The 16,876-nt window shown below is 64.1% G+C and carries 20 protein-coding genes; 12 read left to right on the top strand and 8 right to left on the bottom strand.

The genetic code is table 11. The annotated features are described in order from the left end of the window. Positions 1–312, top strand: coding sequence for a DUF6665 family protein (locus tag RFN30_RS28280; protein ID WP_320265350.1), 312 nt, complete (start codon positions 1–3; stop codon positions 310–312). A gap of 15 nt (positions 313–327) precedes the next feature. On the opposite strand, the gene RFN30_RS28275 is transcribed toward RFN30_RS28280, so the two are convergent. Further along, positions 328–672, bottom strand: a complete 345-nt coding sequence (locus tag RFN30_RS28275; protein ID WP_320265392.1) for a cupin domain-containing protein — start codon at positions 670–672, stop codon at positions 328–330. A 313-nt stretch (positions 673–985) separates the two neighbouring features. Between RFN30_RS28275 and petA the strand changes: the two genes are divergently transcribed. From petA to RFN30_RS28250, 5 genes are all read left to right on the top strand, one after another. Next, on the top strand, positions 986–1,546 hold the full coding sequence (petA, locus tag RFN30_RS28270; RefSeq protein WP_320265349.1) for a ubiquinol-cytochrome c reductase iron-sulfur subunit: 561 nt from the start codon (positions 986–988) through the stop codon (positions 1,544–1,546). Positions 1,547–1,562: 16 nt separating this feature from the next. Beyond that, positions 1,563–2,867, top strand: a complete 1,305-nt coding sequence (locus RFN30_RS28265) for a cytochrome b (protein ID WP_320265348.1) — start codon at positions 1,563–1,565, stop codon at positions 2,865–2,867. Positions 2,868–2,886: 19 nt separating this feature from the next. Further along, on the top strand, positions 2,887–3,744 hold the full coding sequence (locus RFN30_RS28260; RefSeq protein WP_320265347.1) for a cytochrome c1: 858 nt from the start codon (positions 2,887–2,889) through the stop codon (positions 3,742–3,744). Positions 3,745–3,882: 138 nt separating this feature from the next. Continuing rightward, on the top strand, positions 3,883–4,578 hold the full coding sequence (locus tag RFN30_RS28255) for an acid phosphatase (RefSeq protein ID WP_320265346.1): 696 nt from the start codon (positions 3,883–3,885) through the stop codon (positions 4,576–4,578). Positions 4,579–4,782: 204 nt separating this feature from the next. Then, positions 4,783–5,328: an adenine phosphoribosyltransferase gene (locus tag RFN30_RS28250; protein WP_320265345.1), complete on the top strand. Its 546-nt coding sequence runs from the start codon at positions 4,783–4,785 to the stop codon at positions 5,326–5,328. Positions 5,329–5,495: 167 nt separating this feature from the next. On the opposite strand, the gene RFN30_RS28245 is transcribed toward RFN30_RS28250, so the two are convergent. The 6 genes from RFN30_RS28245 to RFN30_RS28220 all read right to left on the bottom strand — a co-directional run bounded on the left by RFN30_RS28245 (position 5,496) and on the right by RFN30_RS28220 (position 10,340). Beyond that, positions 5,496–5,966, bottom strand: a complete 471-nt coding sequence (locus RFN30_RS28245) for a MaoC family dehydratase (RefSeq protein WP_320265344.1) — start codon at positions 5,964–5,966, stop codon at positions 5,496–5,498. After that, positions 5,963–6,424 carry a MaoC family dehydratase gene (locus RFN30_RS28240; RefSeq protein ID WP_320265391.1) on the bottom strand — a complete coding sequence of 154 codons (462 nt, stop codon included), beginning with the start codon at positions 6,422–6,424 and terminating at the stop codon, positions 5,963–5,965. The genes RFN30_RS28245 and RFN30_RS28240 overlap by 4 nt, the downstream gene beginning before the upstream one ends. 189 nt (positions 6,425–6,613) lie before the next feature. Beyond that, positions 6,614–7,588, bottom strand: coding sequence for a magnesium/cobalt transporter CorA (gene corA, locus RFN30_RS28235; RefSeq protein WP_320265343.1), 975 nt, complete (start codon positions 7,586–7,588; stop codon positions 6,614–6,616). Between the two features lie 163 nt (positions 7,589–7,751). Beyond that, complete coding sequence (ychF, locus tag RFN30_RS28230; RefSeq protein ID WP_320265342.1) at positions 7,752–8,855, bottom strand: redox-regulated ATPase YchF; 1,104 nt, start codon at positions 8,853–8,855, stop codon at positions 7,752–7,754. A 94-nt stretch (positions 8,856–8,949) separates the two neighbouring features. Then, positions 8,950–9,672: an aminoacyl-tRNA hydrolase gene (gene pth / locus RFN30_RS28225; protein WP_320265341.1), complete on the bottom strand. Its 723-nt coding sequence runs from the start codon at positions 9,670–9,672 to the stop codon at positions 8,950–8,952. Positions 9,673–9,692: 20 nt separating this feature from the next. Further along, positions 9,693–10,340 carry a 50S ribosomal protein L25/general stress protein Ctc gene (locus RFN30_RS28220; protein WP_320265340.1) on the bottom strand — a complete coding sequence of 216 codons (648 nt, stop codon included), beginning with the start codon at positions 10,338–10,340 and terminating at the stop codon, positions 9,693–9,695. Between the two features lie 407 nt (positions 10,341–10,747). Between RFN30_RS28220 and RFN30_RS28215 the strand changes: the two genes are divergently transcribed. From RFN30_RS28215 to RFN30_RS28190, 6 genes are all read left to right on the top strand, one after another. Continuing rightward, entirely contained in the window at positions 10,748–11,398 is a 651-nt protein-coding gene (locus RFN30_RS28215) for a glutathione S-transferase family protein (protein ID WP_320265339.1), read from the top strand. 249 nt (positions 11,399–11,647) lie between these two features. After that, positions 11,648–12,205, top strand: a complete 558-nt coding sequence (gene msuE, locus RFN30_RS28210; protein WP_320265338.1) for an FMN reductase — start codon at positions 11,648–11,650, stop codon at positions 12,203–12,205. A gap of 36 nt (positions 12,206–12,241) precedes the next feature. Next, the gene (locus RFN30_RS28205; protein ID WP_320265337.1) at positions 12,242–13,606 is read left to right on the top strand and encodes an LLM class flavin-dependent oxidoreductase; all 1,365 of its coding nucleotides are present in this window, start codon (positions 12,242–12,244) and stop codon (positions 13,604–13,606) included. A 24-nt stretch (positions 13,607–13,630) separates the two neighbouring features. Beyond that, positions 13,631–14,479, top strand: coding sequence for an ABC transporter permease (locus RFN30_RS28200; RefSeq protein ID WP_320265336.1), 849 nt, complete (start codon positions 13,631–13,633; stop codon positions 14,477–14,479). A 42-nt stretch (positions 14,480–14,521) separates the two neighbouring features. Beyond that, positions 14,522–15,520: an ABC transporter substrate-binding protein gene (locus tag RFN30_RS28195; RefSeq protein ID WP_320265334.1), complete on the top strand. Its 999-nt coding sequence runs from the start codon at positions 14,522–14,524 to the stop codon at positions 15,518–15,520. A 17-nt stretch (positions 15,521–15,537) separates the two neighbouring features. Beyond that, entirely contained in the window at positions 15,538–16,299 is a 762-nt protein-coding gene (locus tag RFN30_RS28190; protein WP_320265333.1) for an ABC transporter ATP-binding protein, read from the top strand. A 17-nt stretch (positions 16,300–16,316) separates the two neighbouring features. Here the strand turns inward: RFN30_RS28190 and RFN30_RS28185 are convergent, their stop codons facing one another. Further along, positions 16,317–16,757: a MarR family winged helix-turn-helix transcriptional regulator gene (locus RFN30_RS28185; protein ID WP_320265332.1), complete on the bottom strand. Its 441-nt coding sequence runs from the start codon at positions 16,755–16,757 to the stop codon at positions 16,317–16,319. Between the last annotated feature and the right edge of the window lie 119 nt (positions 16,758–16,876).

The raw sequence follows: 16,876 nt of genomic DNA, 5'->3' as shown, positions 1-16,876 counted from the left end.
ATGTCGGTCAGAATGCCCAGCAACTTCGGACGGTCCGGCGCACAGGAGAGCGCGCTCGACCTGCTCGGCCACGAGATCCTTGCCGAAAAGGCGGCGGCGCTCGGCCGCGCCGGCCAGCGCGTCGAGGAGACACTGGCGAAGCTGCGCGAAAGCGGCGAGGGCGGAGATCGCAACCGGCTGCTCAAGGAGGCTGCGGCGGCCGTGCACGCCTATTTCATCCAGCGCGAGCTCTGCGGCCTGCGCAAGCACGACGCCGTGATCCGCGAATACGATATCCCGAGGGCAGTGCTGGTCAGGCTGGGCGCGAGTTAGATCGCCTGACGCAATTTACTCCAGCCATTCGGTGATGAAGCTGCCGTTCTCGTGGATGTCGATGGTCTCGAGCGGACCGGGGCCGAGATTGGTGAATTTGTGCGGTGTGTCGGGCGGCACGATCAGGATCTGGCCGGCCGAGGCCTTGATCTCTTGGTCGCCTACCGTGAACAGGCCGGAGCCGGAACGGATGATGAAGATCTCCGCGTAAGGGTGCTTGTGCAGGCGCGGGCCGCCGCCGATGCCGGGCAAATAGTTGAAGATCAGGCAGCTTCTGGAACCCCACGCGCCACACTGCAGCTCGCCTTGCCAGCGGTCGGGGGCTTCCGCCCATTTGTCGCGGTCGATGACATGCGCCATGGGTGCAGAATAGACCGGGCCAACGACCGCTGTCGAGGCGAGCAAGCACTCGTTTTCGCTCCCGATTTTCCCGCTTTTTCATGGCCTTCGCCGGCCTGTCGCCGGGGCATCGGCGCAGGCCGCGCCATGCAGCCGCGACAATGTGCCCTTGTGCCTTCACCCGTCTGGACAAAAACGGGCTTCACGCATAAACCGAACTCCAAATGCCGGAGGAATTCGCTAGCCTGTTCGCCATGCGCTGTCGGGCCGGCGCGATTGAGCGGGGACAAGGCTCGGCCGCCGGCACGGAAAGAGGCGAAAGGATCAGGCACCCGTGAGCGCAACCGACATCCACGATCCCAACCGTCGCGATTTTCTCTACATCGCCACCGGCATGGCCGGCGTGGTCGGAGCAGGGGCCGTCGCCTGGCCGTTCATCGACCAGATGCGCCCGGACGCTTCGACGCTGGCGCTGGCCTCGGTCGAAGTCGACGTCTCCTCGCTGCAGCCCGGCAGCTCGCTGATCGTCAAGTGGCGCGGCAAGCCGGTCGTGGTGCGCAACCGCACCGAGAAGGAAATGAAGGACGGCGAGGCGGTCAGCCTCAACGACCTCAAGGACCCGATCGCCCGCAACGCGAACATTGCCTCCGACGCGCCGGCGACCGACGCCAACCGCACCACCCCCGGCAAGGAATCCTGGATGGTGATGGTGCAGGTGTGCACCCATCTCGGCTGCATCCCGCTCGGCCAGGAAGGCGATTTCGGCGGCTGGTTCTGCCCGTGCCACGGCTCGCAGTACGACACCGCCGGCCGCATCCGCAAAGGCCCGGCGCCCGAGAACATGGCGATCCCGGTCTACCAGTTCATTTCCGACACCAAGATCCGTATCGGCTGAGGCAGGGGATATTTCGATGAGCGAGGGACATTCCACCTACACGCCGAAGACCGGCATCGGACGCTGGTTCGACGCCCGCATGCCGCTGCCGCGGCTGGTCTATGACAGCTTCGTCGCCTATCCGGTGCCGCGCAACCTCAACTACATGTGGACGTTCGGCGGCATCCTGTCGATCATGCTGGCCTCGCAGATCCTGACCGGCATCGTGCTGGCCATGCACTACACGTCCGACACCAATCTCGCCTTCGATTCGGTCGAGAAGATTATGCGCGACGTGAATTCGGGATGGCTGTTGCGCTATCTCCATTCCAACGGTGCCTCGTTCTTCTTCGTCGCCGTCTACATCCACATCTTCCGCGGGCTCTTCTACGGCTCCTACAAGGCGCCGCGCGAACTGCTCTGGATCCTCGGCTGCATCATCTACCTGCTGATGATGGCCACCGGCTTCATGGGCTATGTGCTGCCCTGGGGACAGATGAGCTTCTGGGGCGCCACCGTCATCACCGGCTTCTTCAGCGCCATCCCGCTGGTCGGCAACTGGATCCAGGAGCTGCTGCTCGGCGGCTTTGCCGTCGACAATCCGACGCTGAACCGCTTCTTCGCGCTGCATTACCTGCTGCCGTTCATGATCGCCGGCGTCGTCGTGCTGCACATCTGGGCGCTGCATGTCGTCGGCCAGTCGAACCCGACCGGCATCGAGGTCAAGTCGAAGACCGACACCGTCGCCTTCACGCCCTATGCGACCATCAAGGACGCGTTCGGCATGATCGTGTTCCTGGTCTTCTTCGCCTATTTCGTCTTCTACCTGCCGAACTATCTCGGCCACCCGGACAACTACACGGTCGCCAACCCGCTGAAGACGCCGGCCCACATCGTTCCAGAATGGTACTTCCTGCCGTTCTACGCGATCCTGCGCGCCATCACCTTCAACATCGGGCCGATCAACTCCAAGCTCGGCGGCGTGCTGTGCATGTTCGGCGCCATCGCCATGCTGTTCCTGGTGCCGTGGCTCGACACCTCCAAGGTGCGCTCGGCGGTCTACCGGCCCTGGTACAAGCTGTTCTTCTGGCTGTTCGTGGCCGACGCCGTCCTGCTGGGATGGCTGGGCTCGCAGCCGGCGGAGGGCAGCTACGTGTTCATGGCGCAGATGGCGACGCTGTTCTACTTCGCCTTCTTCCTGGTCGTCATGCCGGTGCTCGGCCTGATCGAGACGCCGCGGCGGCTGCCGAACTCGATCACCGAGGCGGTGCTGGAAAAGAAGAACAAGGGGGCCGGTGGACATCCGGCAGGCGCGGTGAGCGCGCCGGAAACCAAGGGCTGAGAATCTGAGGGGATTTGGCATGAAGAAGATTCTCACCTCGCTGGCGCTGCTCGGCCTGGTGGTCGCGGGCACCGCCGCCATCGCCGCCGAAGAGGAACACAACGCGGCAGCCCCGACGCATTTCCCGATCAACGAACCGAAGGAAATGAGCTGGAGCTTCGCCGGCCCGTTCGGCACTTACGACAAGGCCCAGCTGCAGCGCGGCCTCAAGGTCTACAAGGAAGTCTGCTCGGCCTGCCACTCGATGAACCTGGTGGCGTTCCGCACGCTCGAAGGCCTCGGCTACTCCGAAGCGCAGATCAAGACTTTAGCCGCCGAATACACCATCCATGACGGCCCGAACGATGCCGGCGACATGTTCGATCGCCCGGGCAAGCCGTCGGACCACTTCCCGGCGCCGTTCCCGAACGAGCAGGCCGCCGCGGCTGCCAATGGCGGCGCCGCGCCGCCCGACATGTCGCTGCTCGCCAAGGCGCGCGGCGTCGAGCGCGGCTTCCCGCGCTTCGTCTTCGACATCTTCACCCAGTATGCGCAGGGCGGCCCGGACTATATCCACTCGCTGCTCACCGGCTACGACCAGACGCCGCCGGCCGGCATGGTGATCCCGGAAGGCACGCACTACAATCCGTACTTCCTGTCCGGCGTGTCGCTGAAGATGCCGAAGCCGCTTTCGGATGGCCAGGTGACCTATGACGACGGCTCGCCGCAGACGGTCGACCAGTATGCGCGCGACGTGTCGGCCTTCCTGATGTGGGCCGCTGAGCCGCATCTCGAGGACCGCAAGAAGACCGGCTTCCGCGTCATGGTGTTTCTGCTGCTGTTCGGCGCGCTCGTCTACATGACCAAGCGCAAGGTGTGGGCCGACGTGGCCCATTGAGCCACGCACCGATCATCAAGGTTCGAAGGGCGCCGCAAGGCGCCCTTTTGCATTTCGAGGCCGCTCTTGGTCCGGCCGTGTCACATGGCCGTCATCGCGCGCAGCGATCCTGTCTTGCCACCTTAGAGGATCGCACCCATGAAAAGATTCGCGCCGCTTGCAGCCGTGGTGCTGCTTCTTGTCGCCAGCCCGGCAGTCCGCGCCGAGGACGCCCAGCCCTTTGTCACCAACAAGGACATCGACCTGACGATGATCCTGCCGCCGCCACCGGCGAACGATTCGGCCGAGACTAAGGCCGAACTGGGTGAAGTCCTGAAAGTGCAGGTGACGCGCACGCCCGAGATGGAAGCGCGCGCCAAAGCCGATGCCGAGGAAGACGTCTGGCGCTTTGCCGACGTCATGGGACCGAAGTTCACCAGGGAGACGCTGCCGAAGTTCAGCGCCTTCTTCGAACGCGTGGCGGCGACCGAAGGCGCGGTCGTCGATCCGGCCAAGGACGTCTGGAAGCGTCCGCGCCCGCACCAGCTCAGCGATCTGGTCAAGCCCGTGGTGAAGCTGTCGAATTCCGGTTCCTGGCCGTCGGGCCATGCCACGGTCGGAACCATGATGGGCATCATCCTGTCCGACATGGTGCCGGAAAAGCGCGCGGAGATCATGGCGCGCGCCGCCGAATATGCCCATAACCGCGTCGTCGGCGGCATCCACTATCCGTCGGATGTCGAGATGGGCAAGATTTCCGGCAGCGTGATTGCCGCCGTTCTGCTCAGCCGCCCCGATTTCAAGGCCGAGTTCGAAGTGGCGCGCTCGGAGCTGCGTTCCGACCTCGGCATGTGATCCGCTCGGCGCTCACCTTCTTGCAAGGGCGCCATCGGGCGCCCTTTTCGATTGCGGCACAGCATGGGCAAGGCAGGCGATGCCAATCCTTTGCCGGATGCGCTTGTCTCCCGGGCTCCATCGCGGTAGCCGTTGTTGGTTGCGTTGCGCCGGGCGCGTCGACGCCGTTCATACCCGACAGCCGGACACGCGGAGCCTCGCCTCATGAAACCCTCGCTCGAAGACACGCTGCTTGCCGCGATCCGCACCATTCCCGACTATCCGAGGCCCGGCATCCTGTTCCGCGACATCACCACGCTGCTGGGTGACGCGCGCGCCTTCCGCCGCGCTATCGACGAGCTGGTGCATCCTTACGCCGGGCTGAAGATCGACAAGATCGCCGGCATCGAGGCGCGCGGCTTCATCCTTGGCGGCGCCGTGGCGCACCAGCTTTCGGCCGGCTTCGTGCCGATCCGCAAGAAGGGCAAGCTGCCCTACGAGACGGTGCGCGTAGCCTACAGTCTCGAATACGGGCTGGACGAGATGGAGATGCACAAGGACGGCGTCTCGCCCGGCGAGAAGGTGATCCTGGTCGACGACCTCATCGCCACCGGCGGCACGGCGGAAGCGGCGGTGAAGCTGGTCAGGCAGATCGGCGCCGACATTGTCGCCGCCTGCTTCGTCATCGACCTGCCGGATCTCGGTGGGCGCCAGAAGCTGGAAGCGCTCGGCGTGCCGGTCAGGACGCTGATCGGGTTCCAGGGGCATTAGCTCTTCTCCCTCGCCCCGTTTACGGGGAGAGGGAAGCGGAGCGAGCAACGCGAGCGGAGCAGGGTGAGGGGTGAGCGCTCCGGTCGAGTGTGAGACACCATCGTTGGCGCCGCCCCTCATCCGCCCTCCGGGCACCTTCTCCCCGTGAACGGGGAGAAGGATCTACGCTACTCCACCTTCACCAGCACGGCGCTGTCGAACTCGATGACCTTGTCGCCGGTTGAGTCAAAACCTTCCGAGCGCAGCGTGAGCAGGCTCCAGCCCGGGCGCCCGGTAAGCGGGCGATGGGCAAGCGCGGTGCGGGTGAAGGTCACGGTCTCGCCGGCATAGACCGGCTTCAGCCATTTGAGGTTGCGGAAGCCCGGCGAGGGGCCGAATTCGGGCTGCGGGCCGGGACCGGTCCAGCGCACGCCTTCGGTCTCCATGCGCTTTTCGAGGTTGTATTTCATCCAGGTGGCGGCTGTGTGCCAGCCGGAGGCGCAGAGACCGCCAAGCACGCTCTTCTTCGCTGCCTCCTCGTCGACATGGAAGACCTGCGGATCGTATTTGCGCGCGAACGTCTTGATCTCGTCCGCTTCGAACTTGTGCGAGCCCAGCGTGACGGTCTCGCCGATGAGGAAATACTCGTCCAGGGTCACGTGACGGCCTCTCGGGTCAAGAACATGCCGGTGTTCTCAAGCTCGAAGACGCATTCGCCGCGCTGATTGAACAACTCGCTGCGCATGCTGACGAGGCCGAGCTGAGGCCGCGATGTGGACTGGCGCTTGGAAAGCACGGTGACCTTGCCGGTGAGCCGGTCGCCGGCCAGAACCGGCTTCTTCCATTTCACATGCTCGATGCCGGGCGAGCCTTGCGAGGTCGAATCGAGCAGGAAGGCGTCGCACAGCATGCGCATGAACATCGCGCAGGTGTGCCAGCCCGAAGCCGAAAGACCGCCCAGGATGCTGGCCTTGCCGGCCTCCTCGTCGAGATGCATCGGCTGGGCATCGAACTCGCTGGCGAATTCGATGATCTCGGCGGCGCTTACGTCTTTACCGCCGAGGTCGAGCGACGCGCCCTCGACGAAATCCTCAAAAGCCCAGGTCTTTCCGGTCATGTCGGCAATCCGGTTGACGAACGTGATCCCCAAGTCGGGCATCCCGGATGACGGCCCGAGCCAATTTGGTCAAGTCCTTTCTGGTGAGCCAGCCAATGGGCGCGAATGCAGAGAGGCGGAACCGCTCGGTTTCTTTGTGTCGCGCAATTCCGGACGGAAAACCGCTGCGCACTTTTCCTGGAATTGCTTTTAGAGCCAGCCGCGGCGGCGGAAATACCAGAAGGGCAGGATCGCCGAGACCACCATCAGACCGATGGCGAAGGGATAGCCGAACTCCCATTTGAGCTCGGGGATGATGTCGAAGTTCATGCCGTAGATCGAGGCGACCAGCGTCGGCGGCAGGAAGATGACGGCGGCGACCGAGAAGATCTTGATGATGGCGTTCTGCTCGATCGAGATCATGCCGAGCGTGGCGTCGAGCAGGAAGGAGATCTTCTGCGACAGGAAGGTGGCGTGGTCGGCAAGCGACAGCACGTCGCGCGACAGCGTCTTGATGCGGGCCCGCACATCCTTGCTCATCTTGGTCTGGGCCGCGACATGGGCGAGAAAGCCGGCAAGGCGCTGCAGCGAGATCAGGCTGTCGCGGACGGAGGAAGCGAGATCCTCCTTGCGGCCGATGCCCTTGAGCAGCTCCTGGAAATCGCGGTTGCGCTTCGAGGCCTTGGTCGAGCGCGCCTCGAAGATGTCGCGCGAGATCGTCTCGACATCGCGGCCGGCGCGTTCGAGGATGTCGGCAAGCCGGTCGACGATCGCTTCCAGCAGGCCGATCAGGATGGTGTCGCCGCTGGTGCAGCCGGTCGCCACCTTTTCGGCGCGCAGCGGGAAGGTCTTGAAGGCCTTGGGCTCGTGGTAGCGGATGGTGATCAGCCGATTGCCGGCCAACGCGAAGGTCACCGGCGACATCAACGGGTCGTCGACCTCGGTTTGCGCGGGCAGCACGGCGGTCATGAAGTAGCCGCCGTCCTCGACATAGAGGCGGCTGGAGATCTCGATCTCCTCCATCTCCTCGCGCGTCGGGATGGCAATGCCCAGCCAGCTCTCGATGGCGGCCTCTTCTTCCTTGGTCGGATTGAACAGATCGGCCCAGACGACCCTGTCGCCATCCGCGGCGAGATCGTCGGTGACGCGCAGGCGATCGTTGTCCACGACGAAGGCCTTGATCATCGCCGGGTCTCCCTTGCTGGACCAAAGAGATTTCGTTCGAAGCGTCGTCAGGATGCAGGAGCTTGATGGCCGTCAGCACCGGCCGCTTAGCCCCGCTGCATCACAAGGTCAAGACTGCGCCACCGCCGGCCGAGGATCGGCCGGCAAGGGAGACCCGGCGATGTCAGGTGTTGAACTTGAACAGCATGATGTCGCCGTCCTGGACGACATATTCCTTGCCTTCGTCGCGCGCCTTGCCGGCTTCCTTGGCCGCCACTTCGCCGCCCAGCGTGACGAAATCGTTGTAGGAGATCGTCTGGGCGCGGATGAAGCCGCGCTCGAAATCGGTGTGGATGACGCCCGCCGCTTGCGGCGCCTTGTCGCCTTTGTGGATCGTCCAGGCGCGCGTCTCCTTCGGCCCGACGGTGAAATAGGTGATCAGATGCAAGAGCTCGTAGCCGGCGCGGATCACCTTGTTGAGACCCGGCTCATCAAGGCCGATCGAGGCGAGGAATTCCATTTCCTCCTCGTCGGAAAGCTGCGCGACTTCCGCCTCGATCGCCGCCGAGATCACCACCGTGCCGGCGCCCTGCGCGGCGGCCATCTTCTCCACTGCTTGCGTATGCTCGTTGCCGGTGGCGGCGTCGGCCTCGGCGACGTTGCAGACGTAGAGAACGGGATGCGACGTCAACAGGTTCAGCCCCTGCAGGATGCGCAGGTCCTCCGCCGCGATGCCCTTGAGCAGGAAGCGCGTCGGCTTGCCGGCCTGCAGCAATTCGAGCGCCGCTTCCATCATAGGCAGCACGGCCATAGCTTCCTTGTCCTTGCCGGCGGCGCGCTTGCGGACCTGGACGATGCGGCGCTCCAGGCTTTCGAGGTCGGCGAGCATCAGCTCGGTCTCGACGGTCTCGGCGTCGGCGACCGGATCGATGCGGCCTTCGACATGGGTGATGTCGTCATCCTCGAAGCAGCGCAGCACATGCACGATGGCGTCGACCTCCCGGATGTTGGCGAGGAACTGATTGCCCAGGCCTTCACCCTTGGAGGCGCCGCGCACCAGGCCGGCAATGTCGACGAAGAAGATGCGGGTCGGGATGATCTCCTTCGACTTGCCGATCGCTGCGATCTTCTGCATGCGCGGATCCGGCACCGCCACTTCGCCGGTGTTCGGCTCGATGGTGCAGAAAGGATAGTTGGCGGCCTGAGCGGCGGCCGTCCTGGTCAACGCGTTGAACAGCGTCGACTTGCCGACGTTGGGCAAGCCAACGATGCCACATTTGAAACCCATCTTGTGCGGTCCTATCGGGAATTCGAGATTTTGGTGGAGGCTATGGGCGAAAGCGACGACGAACGTCAAGCCCTTGGCGCGATCGTTTCGACGCTCAGTCCTTGCCGAACAGCTTCTTCAGCATCGCGGCCATCGGGCCGCTTTCGGGAACCTTCGCCGGTGGCTGCTGCTGGCGGGCCTTGCGGATATGGCTCTTCTGTTTCGGCGCCTTGGGTGGGGGCCGATCGTCATCGCCGGTCGGCACGAGTTTGTCGCGCAGCACGAGCGTGATGCGGTTCATGAAGGAACTGTCGTCGCCCTTGGCCAGCAAGCCCGCGTCGTCGGCGATCGCATCGAGCAATACGTCGAGCCATTCACGGTCGGCCTTGGCGAAATCGCCGAGCACATGGCCGTGCACCATCTCCTTGACGCCGGGATGGCCGACGCCGATGCGCACGCGGCGATAGGCATTGCCGACATGCTGGTCGAGCGAACGGATGCCGTTGTGGCCGCCGGAACCGCCGCCCACCTTGACCCTGACCTTGCCGGCGGCAAGGTCGATCTCGTCGTAGAAGACGGTGAGGGCGGCGGCGTCGAGCTTGTAGAAGCGCAGCGCCTCGCCGACCGACTGTCCGGACAGGTTCATGAAGGTCTGCGGCTTGATCAAGAGGACCTTTTCGCCGCCGAGCATGCCTTCGGAAATCAGCCCCTGGAACTTCTTCGACCAGGGTGAAAAGGAATGGCGGCGGGCAATCGCGTCCGCCGCCATGAAGCCGACATTGTGCCGGTTGTTGGCGTATTTCGCGCCCGGATTGCCGAGGCCTGCAAAGACAAGCATCGTCGACTCCAGGCGAAAAATTACTTCTCTTCGGCCTCAGCGGCCTCAGCTTCAGGCGCTGCTGCTGCTTCAGCAGCCTCCTCCGTCTCCGGCTTCATTGCCGCGGAGCCGGCGATGGTCGCGATGGTGAAGTCGCGATCGGAGATCACCGGCTTGACGCCGGCCGGCAGGGTAACCGCCGAGATGTGGATCGAATCGCCGATTTCGGTGCCGGCGAGATCGACGGTGATGAATTCCGGGATCGCATTGGCCGGGCAGTGGAACTCGACTTCGTGACGCACGATGTTGAGCACGCCGCCGCGCTTGATGCCGGGCGACTTCTCTTCATTGATGAAGTGGACGGGCACGTCGACATTGACTTCGGTGTCCTTGCCGACGCGCAGGAAGTCGACATGGACCGGGAAGTCCTTGACCGGATCGAGCTGGAAGTCCTTCGGCAGGACCTGGATCTTCTTGCCGTCGACATCGATCGTGGCGATCGTGGTCAGGAACCCGCCGCCGTGGATCTTGTAGAAGATGTCCTTGTAGTTGAGCGCAATCGCCAGGGGGGGCTGCTTGTCGCCGTAGATAACTGCAGGCACTTTACCGTTGCGGCGAACTGCACGGGCGGACCCCTTACCGACCTGTTCGCGCGCTTCGGCCTTGAGCTCGTAAGCCTCGTGGCTCATGGCATTTCCTTTCGCGTGTTATGGAGCGTTCGCGGCGAGCAAGCCCAACCGTAAACGTCGAAAGCCGTCGCGGCCTTGCACGATCTGTCCGATGCGTTTGGCGATCCAAATGCGTCTGGGGATCATGTGAGGCCTGGCCGGCCTTCCTCCGCGTTGCCTCCAAGGGTGTCTACGCGGGTGGCGGCTCTATAGCGGAAGGCGGCGAGGGGCGCAAGCCGTTGAGCCGGAAGCCTTGAGCCAAGGTTTACGCAGACATCTGGCCCGACAGGCGGAGCATAAGCGATGCTTCCGGCCGGTGCAAAGTTGGATCCGCGGGTTGCGCCGGGTTTCCGCCTGTATTCGTCATGTCGCATCAGGCAGGTTTCAATCGTCCTTGGCAGGCATTCGAAGAACCTTTGGAGATCGACATGAAACTTCTGTTCAGCCGCAATCCTAATCCTCGCCTCGCGGTCGCGGTGGCGCGCTATCTGAAAGCGGATGTTGCCTTCGAATTCGCGTCGCCCATGGCGCCGGGGCAGGCCGAGCGCTATCGCGCGCTGAACCCCAATTTGACCTTGCCCATACTGGTCGGCCCGGGATGGAGCCTCTGGGAAGCAGACGCGATCGCCTGCCGGCTTTCGCGCGACATGCATTCCGACTTCTGGCGCACCGGCGACGACGAGCCCGAGATGATCCGCTGGATAAGCTGGGGCAAGGAGAATTTCACCAGGGCCTGCGACATGGTGCATTTCGAGCGTGGCACGAAACAGCGCTGGGGGCTGGGACCGATCGACAGGGCCCTGGTCGAGGAGGGGCTGAGGCTGTTCCACACGGCGGCTGTCATCCTCGATGTCGTGCTTTCGGAAAGGGAGTGGCTGGTCGGCAATTCCGTCTCCTATGCCGATTTTCGCATGGCGACGTTTCTCGCGTTCAACGATGCCGCCAGGTTGCCGCTTGAGCAGTATCCGTCTGTAAGCCGGTGGTATCTGGGGCTCGAGAGTATCGATGCCTGGCGCGATCCGTTTCTTGGACTGGACGCACCGCCATTGCCATCGGTCAACAGCGAGGCCACGGACTGAGCCCCAACTTGAACCGCCCCTTTTTGAGGGATCGCCGCCGCGGAGATCTGCCAATCCGCGGCGGAAATGGTTGATAACCGCGCCGTCCTGGCGATGGGACGCGGGGCGGGCCGCCGCATCCGCTGAACCAATCAACAGCGAAAGGGCGCAAACTCAATCCCTCCATCCGGTCCGTTTTGAAATCTTCTCGCTCATCTAATTCTATAAAATCGGTAGTCTTAATGAATAAATGCCGTGAGGAGAGCCGAGATGACGAAGAAGCTTGTGGTGGGAATATCCGGCAACCTGACCCGCCCTTCGAAAACCAAGGCATTCATCAACCATATCGCCGGCGAGGTGGCAGGCCGGATCGGTGCGACGCAGGCGGTCTTCGACATCGAGGACCTTGGTCCGTCCTTTCCGGTGGCGCGTCGCCTTTCCGATCTCGATCCGGCTGCCCGCAGCATCATCGAACAACTGGTCAGCGCCGACGTGCTGGTGGCGGGGTCGCCGACCTTCAAGGGCAGTTATACAGGCCTTTTCAAGCACTTGTTCGACCTTCTCGATCCGGCTTCGCTGCGCGGAAGGCCGGTCATCCTGGCGGCGACCGGCGGCGGCGAGCGTCATTCGCTGATCGTTGAGCACCAATTGCGGCCGCTGTTCGGCTTCTTCGAAGCGCTGACCATGCCGACTGCGATCTACGCCTCCGACAAGGATTTCGCCGACGGCATACTGGTGTCGGAAGCCATCCATGCCCGTTCCCGGCAGGCCATCGCCGAGGTCGTCAACGTCGTGGGCGCCACCCGCAGTGTCGGCCTCGCCGCCTGACTCCGAAGCAGTCGTTTCCGAACGGAAGGATCAGCCATGACCAGCCCCAGCAAGTCCAGACAGATCAAGCTCGGCGCCTTCCTGCCCGGCGGCGGCCAGCATGTCGCGGCCTGGCGCCATCCGGACTCGCCGGCCGACGGCGCGACCAATTTCGAGTTCCACAAAAAGCTCGCGCTGACCGCCGAGCGCGGCCTGTTCGACGCCTATTTCCTCGCCGACAATCTGACAGTCGGCCTCGGCGCCCGTGAAGGCGGCAACGCCAAGATCGCCGGGTTCGAGCCGGTCACGCTGTTTGCGGCGCTGGCGCCGCTGACCACGCATCTCGGCTTCATCGCCACCGCCTCGACCACCTATGAAGAGCCCTACACGCTCGCCCGCAAATTCGCTTCGCTCGACCTTCTGTCGAACGGTCGCGCCGGCTGGAACGTCGTCACCTCGGCCGGCGACGACACGGCGCGCAACTTCAATCGCGACGTCCAGCCCAACCATGCGGAGCGCTACGCAAGGGCGCATGAGCATGTCGAGACGGTCAAAGCGCTGTGGGACAGCTGGGAGGACGAGGCCTTCATCCGCGACAAGAAGACGGGTCGCTTCTACGACAAGGACAAGCTGCACGACATCAACCACAAGGGCGAGCATTTCAGCGTCAAGGGTCCGCTCAACGTGCCGCGTCCAGTGCAGGGCCACCCCGTCGTGGTGCAGGCGGGTCAATCCGACGACGGGCGCGGGCTCGCGGCAGCCTCGGCCGAAGTGATCTTCACTGCACATCAGAACCTGGCATCCGCGCAGGAATTCTACCGCGATATCAAGGCGCGCGTGGCGGCGGCCGGCCGCGATCCGGCGCAGGTGCTGATCATGCCCGGCGTGGCGCCCTTCGTCGGCCGTTCCGAAGAGGAGGCCCGCGCCAAATATCAGCAATTGAACGACCTGATCCTGCCGGAGGATGGTGTTGCGCTGCTCAACGCGCTTGCCGGCCAGACGCTCGACCTCAGGGACTATCCGCTCGACGGCCCCTTGCCGCCGAGCCGGGAAACCGAAGGCATGAAGAGCCGGCAGGCGCTGATCCGCCAGATCGCCGACGAGCACAATTTTACGATCCGCCAGCTCTATCAGTGGGTGGCGACTGCGCGTGGTCACTACACCGTCATCGGCAGCGCCACGCAGATCGCCGATCAACTGGAGGAATGGTTCAGCAACGAAGCCGCCGACGGCTTCAACATCCTGCCGCCTTGGCTGCCCGGCGCGCTCGATGATTTCGTCGACCTGGTGATCCCGGAACTGCAGCGGCGAGGCCTGTTCCGCACCGCCTATGAGGGCAGGACGCTGCGCGAGAATCTCGGTCTCAGGCGGCCGGAGAATCCGTGGACGGCCGCGCGTTCGACCGTGCTCGCCGCCGAATGATCCCTTGAAGCGAGAGGCAAGACGATGACTTTGCAGCACATCGAACGTGCAGTCGGCATCGGCAGGCGCGACGGCGGCAATGGCTTCGGAGCGGAGGCCTTGCGACTGTCCGGCCGGACCTGGTTACGGATCCTGTCGCGCTATGGCGTGCTCCTCGGCTTCCTGGCGCTCTGGCAGGTGGCGGCGAGCAGCGGCTGGGTCAACGCGGCGGTGCTGCCGCCGCTCGACGCGATCATTGTCGCGCTCTGGAAGGGGCTCGCCGGCGGCAGCCTGCTCGGCGATATCGCCATCAGCCTGCAGCGCGCCGGCCTTGCGTTTGCTGCGGCCGTTGTCGTCGCCATCCCGCTCGGCCTCGTCATGGGCCAGGTGCGGGCCGTCGAAACCGCGCTCGACCCGATCCTGCAGCTCTTCCGCCAAACCTCGGCGCTGGCGCTCTATCCAGTGTTCATCCTGCTCCTGGGCCTGGGCGAAGCCTCCAAGGTGTTCGTCATCTTCTGGGCGACGCTGTTTCCGCTGCTGCTCAACACCATCGGCGGCGTCAAGGAAGTCGATCCGAAGCTGCTCGAAATGGCGCGGGTCTATGGCGCCCGGCGGCTGACCATATTCCGCCGCGTCGTGCTGCCTGGCGCCGTGCCCTCGATCTTCGTCGGCCTGAGGCTCGGCGCCACCACGGCGCTGCTGCTGCTGATCGCCTCGGAAATGATCGGCGCCAACAAGGGCATCGGCTTCCAGGTGATGAATGCGCAGTACAACTTCCAGATCCCGCTGATGTTTGCGGCGATCATCATCCTGGCAGCGCTCGGCCTGATCGCCAACCAGGCGCTGGTCAGTCTGCAGCGGCGGCTTTGCCGCTGGAGCAATACCGTGGGCTAAGCAGCCTCCCATCATTGTCACCGAAAAATGAAAGGCCGGATCATGACCATCACACGCCGTTCGCTTCTTCTACGTGCCCCGCTTGCCGCCGGCATCATCGCCGCCGGCCTGCCTTCGATCGCGCGCTCGCAGGCTGCCTCCGTGAAGATACGCTACCTCGCCAGCCGCGGCGGCATTTCCCCGCATGAGCTCGCCGCCGAGCTCGGTTATTTCAAAGGTCTCGGCATCGAGCTCGAGAATGTCGGCTACGCCGCGGGCGGCCCGGAATCGCTGTTCGCGCTCGCCTCCGGCAGCGTCGACTTGGGCTCGGCCGCCACACCGGCCGTGATCAACTCGATTGCCGGCGGCAACGACTTCGTCGCCGCCTATCCGAGCAACGGCATCAACAAGGAGGTCAAGAGCGTCTTCTATGTGCTGGAGGACAGCCCGATCAAATCGATCGCCGACATCGCCGGAAAGACGATCTCGGTCAACACGCTCGGCGCCCATCTCGACTATACGGTGCGCGAGGCGCTGCGCGGCGTCGGCCTGCCGCCGGACGCGGCCAAGCTGGTCGTGGTGCCCGGGCCGCAGCTTGAGCAGACCTTGCGCTCGCGCCAGGTCGATGTCGCGGGGCTCGGCTACTGGCAGGCGACGTTTGCCGGCCAGCTGGTCAGCAATGGCGGCGTGCGCGGCGTCTTCAACGACACTGACGTGCTCGGCGAGATCGCCGGCGGTTTTGTGGTGCTGCGGCGCGATTTCATCGCCGCCAATCCGGACGCCGCCCGCAACTTCGTCGAGCAGTCGGCGCGAGCGTCGGACTGGTCGCGGCAGAACCCGGACGAGGCGCGCAAGGTACTCGCCGGCGTCCTCGACAAGCGCGGCGAGAATGGCGAACTGGCGCGTTTCTGGACCGGCTTCGGCCTGCGCGAAAAGGCGGCCGTGACGGACCGCGACGTCGACTTCTGGGTGAGCATTCTCGAGCGCGACGGCCGTTTGCCGAAAGGCAAGCTCAAGGCAGCCGACATCCTCTACCGTCTAGGCGAAACCAAGACTAACTGAGCACGGAGGCAAGCGCCATGGCCACGGCACGCGGCGGCGAGGTCACGATACGCGACCTGTCGAAATCCTTCAGCCTCGGCGGGCGCCAGCTTGCCGTGCTGCGCTCGCTCAGCCTCGACATCCGCTCCGGCGAGTGCCTCGTCATCGTCGGCGCCAGCGGCTCCGGAAAGACGACGCTGTTGCGCATCTTGGCCGGACTGGAGCGGGTCGACGGCGGCGCCGTCGCGATCGACGGCAGAGAGATCGAGGGCGTCGGCGAGGAGCGGGCGGTGATCTTCCAGGAGCCGCGGCTGCTGCCCTGGCTGACCGTGCTCGGCAATGTCGCCTTCGGCCTCGAAGTGCGCGGCGTGCCCAAGGCGGAAGCCGAGAAGCGCGCGCGCTTCTATATCGCGCTGGTCGGCCTTGCCGAATTCGCCGATGCCAATCCAAGGCAGCTTTCCGGCGGCATGGCGCAGCGCGTCGGCATCGCCAGGGCGTTGACGGTGCAGCCCGAGATCCTGCTGCTCGACGAGCCGCTCGGGGCTCTCGACGCCATGACCAAGATCTCCATGCAGGAAGAACTGGCGCGCATCTGGAGCGAGGAGAACGTCACCATGGTCGTGGTCACCCATGACCTCGAGGAGGCGATCTATCTCGCCGACCGGGTGCTGATCCTGCCCAAGGAGAAGGGCGGCGCGGCGCGGCTGATCGACATCGACCTGCCGCGCCCGCGCGACCGCAGCGAAAGCCGCTTCGTGCGCCACCGCGAGGAGCTGCTGCGCGAGTTCGGGCTACATTAAGGGATAGTGCGCAAGCTTCAGCTGGCGCCGGCCAGGTCACTGTTCAGCGCATCCCGCAGCGCCTGGACCTGGCGGTTCAGGGCGTCGAGCTCAGCCAGCGTCATGCCCGAGCGCTCGATCAGGGTCTCGTTCAGGCAATTGCACTGGATGAGCAGCGCGCGTCCGGCGGGTGTCAGATCGACCTGCACCTGGCGTTCGTCGGTCTGGCTGCGCTGCCGGGCGACCAAGCCAGCTTGTTCCATGCGCTTCACCAGCGGCGTGATCGTGCTCGATTCCAAGGCGAGCCGGTGTGCGATGCTGCCCACCGACATGCCGTCCGCCTCGCCGAGCGCGTTGAGCACCAGATATTGCGGATAGGTGATCCCCATCTTGTCCAGCATGGGCTTGTAGGTACGATTGATTGTCATGCTGGTGGCGTAAAGCGTGAAACAGAGCTGATTGTCCAAGGGAAGAGGCACGACGCGTTCCTTTTGCCGACTGAGCCCTGATTATGTACCACGAAAAATGTTATCGTGATATATATTTTTGTGGACAAGTGAGTTCGACCACGCTAGGCATATCGTTATCGCGATATTGT

The organism is Mesorhizobium dulcispinae, assembly GCF_033977345.1.
Classification (GTDB): Bacteria; Pseudomonadota; Alphaproteobacteria; order Rhizobiales; family Rhizobiaceae; genus Mesorhizobium; species Mesorhizobium dulcispinae.
Note: the sequence above shows the minus strand (reverse complement) of the source record. Positions and strands in the feature narration are given on the sequence as shown.

Coding starts and splice junctions, on each gene's coding strand:
- RFN30_RS28195 (WP_320265334.1), top strand. CDS start 14,522: ATGACCATCACACGCCGTTCGCTTCTTCTACGTGCCCCGCTTGCCGCC.
- RFN30_RS28240 (WP_320265391.1), bottom strand. CDS start 6,424: ATGACCGGAAAGACCTGGGCTTTTGAGGATTTCGTCGAGGGCGCGTCG.
- RFN30_RS28255 (WP_320265346.1), top strand. CDS start 3,883: ATGAAAAGATTCGCGCCGCTTGCAGCCGTGGTGCTGCTTCTTGTCGCC.
- RFN30_RS28280 (WP_320265350.1), top strand. CDS start 1: ATGTCGGTCAGAATGCCCAGCAACTTCGGACGGTCCGGCGCACAGGAG.
- RFN30_RS28190 (WP_320265333.1), top strand. CDS start 15,538: ATGGCCACGGCACGCGGCGGCGAGGTCACGATACGCGACCTGTCGAAA.
- pth (WP_320265341.1), bottom strand. CDS start 9,672: ATGCTTGTCTTTGCAGGCCTCGGCAATCCGGGCGCGAAATACGCCAAC.
- RFN30_RS28260 (WP_320265347.1), top strand. CDS start 2,887: ATGAAGAAGATTCTCACCTCGCTGGCGCTGCTCGGCCTGGTGGTCGCG.
- RFN30_RS28265 (WP_320265348.1), top strand. CDS start 1,563: ATGAGCGAGGGACATTCCACCTACACGCCGAAGACCGGCATCGGACGC.
- ychF (WP_320265342.1), bottom strand. CDS start 8,855: ATGGGTTTCAAATGTGGCATCGTTGGCTTGCCCAACGTCGGCAAGTCG.
- RFN30_RS28250 (WP_320265345.1), top strand. CDS start 4,783: ATGAAACCCTCGCTCGAAGACACGCTGCTTGCCGCGATCCGCACCATT.
- RFN30_RS28220 (WP_320265340.1), bottom strand. CDS start 10,340: ATGAGCCACGAGGCTTACGAGCTCAAGGCCGAAGCGCGCGAACAGGTC.
- RFN30_RS28205 (WP_320265337.1), top strand. CDS start 12,242: ATGACCAGCCCCAGCAAGTCCAGACAGATCAAGCTCGGCGCCTTCCTG.
- corA (WP_320265343.1), bottom strand. CDS start 7,588: ATGATCAAGGCCTTCGTCGTGGACAACGATCGCCTGCGCGTCACCGAC.
- RFN30_RS28275 (WP_320265392.1), bottom strand. CDS start 672: ATGGCGCATGTCATCGACCGCGACAAATGGGCGGAAGCCCCCGACCGC.
- msuE (WP_320265338.1), top strand. CDS start 11,648: ATGACGAAGAAGCTTGTGGTGGGAATATCCGGCAACCTGACCCGCCCT.
- RFN30_RS28200 (WP_320265336.1), top strand. CDS start 13,631: ATGACTTTGCAGCACATCGAACGTGCAGTCGGCATCGGCAGGCGCGAC.
- RFN30_RS28215 (WP_320265339.1), top strand. CDS start 10,748: ATGAAACTTCTGTTCAGCCGCAATCCTAATCCTCGCCTCGCGGTCGCG.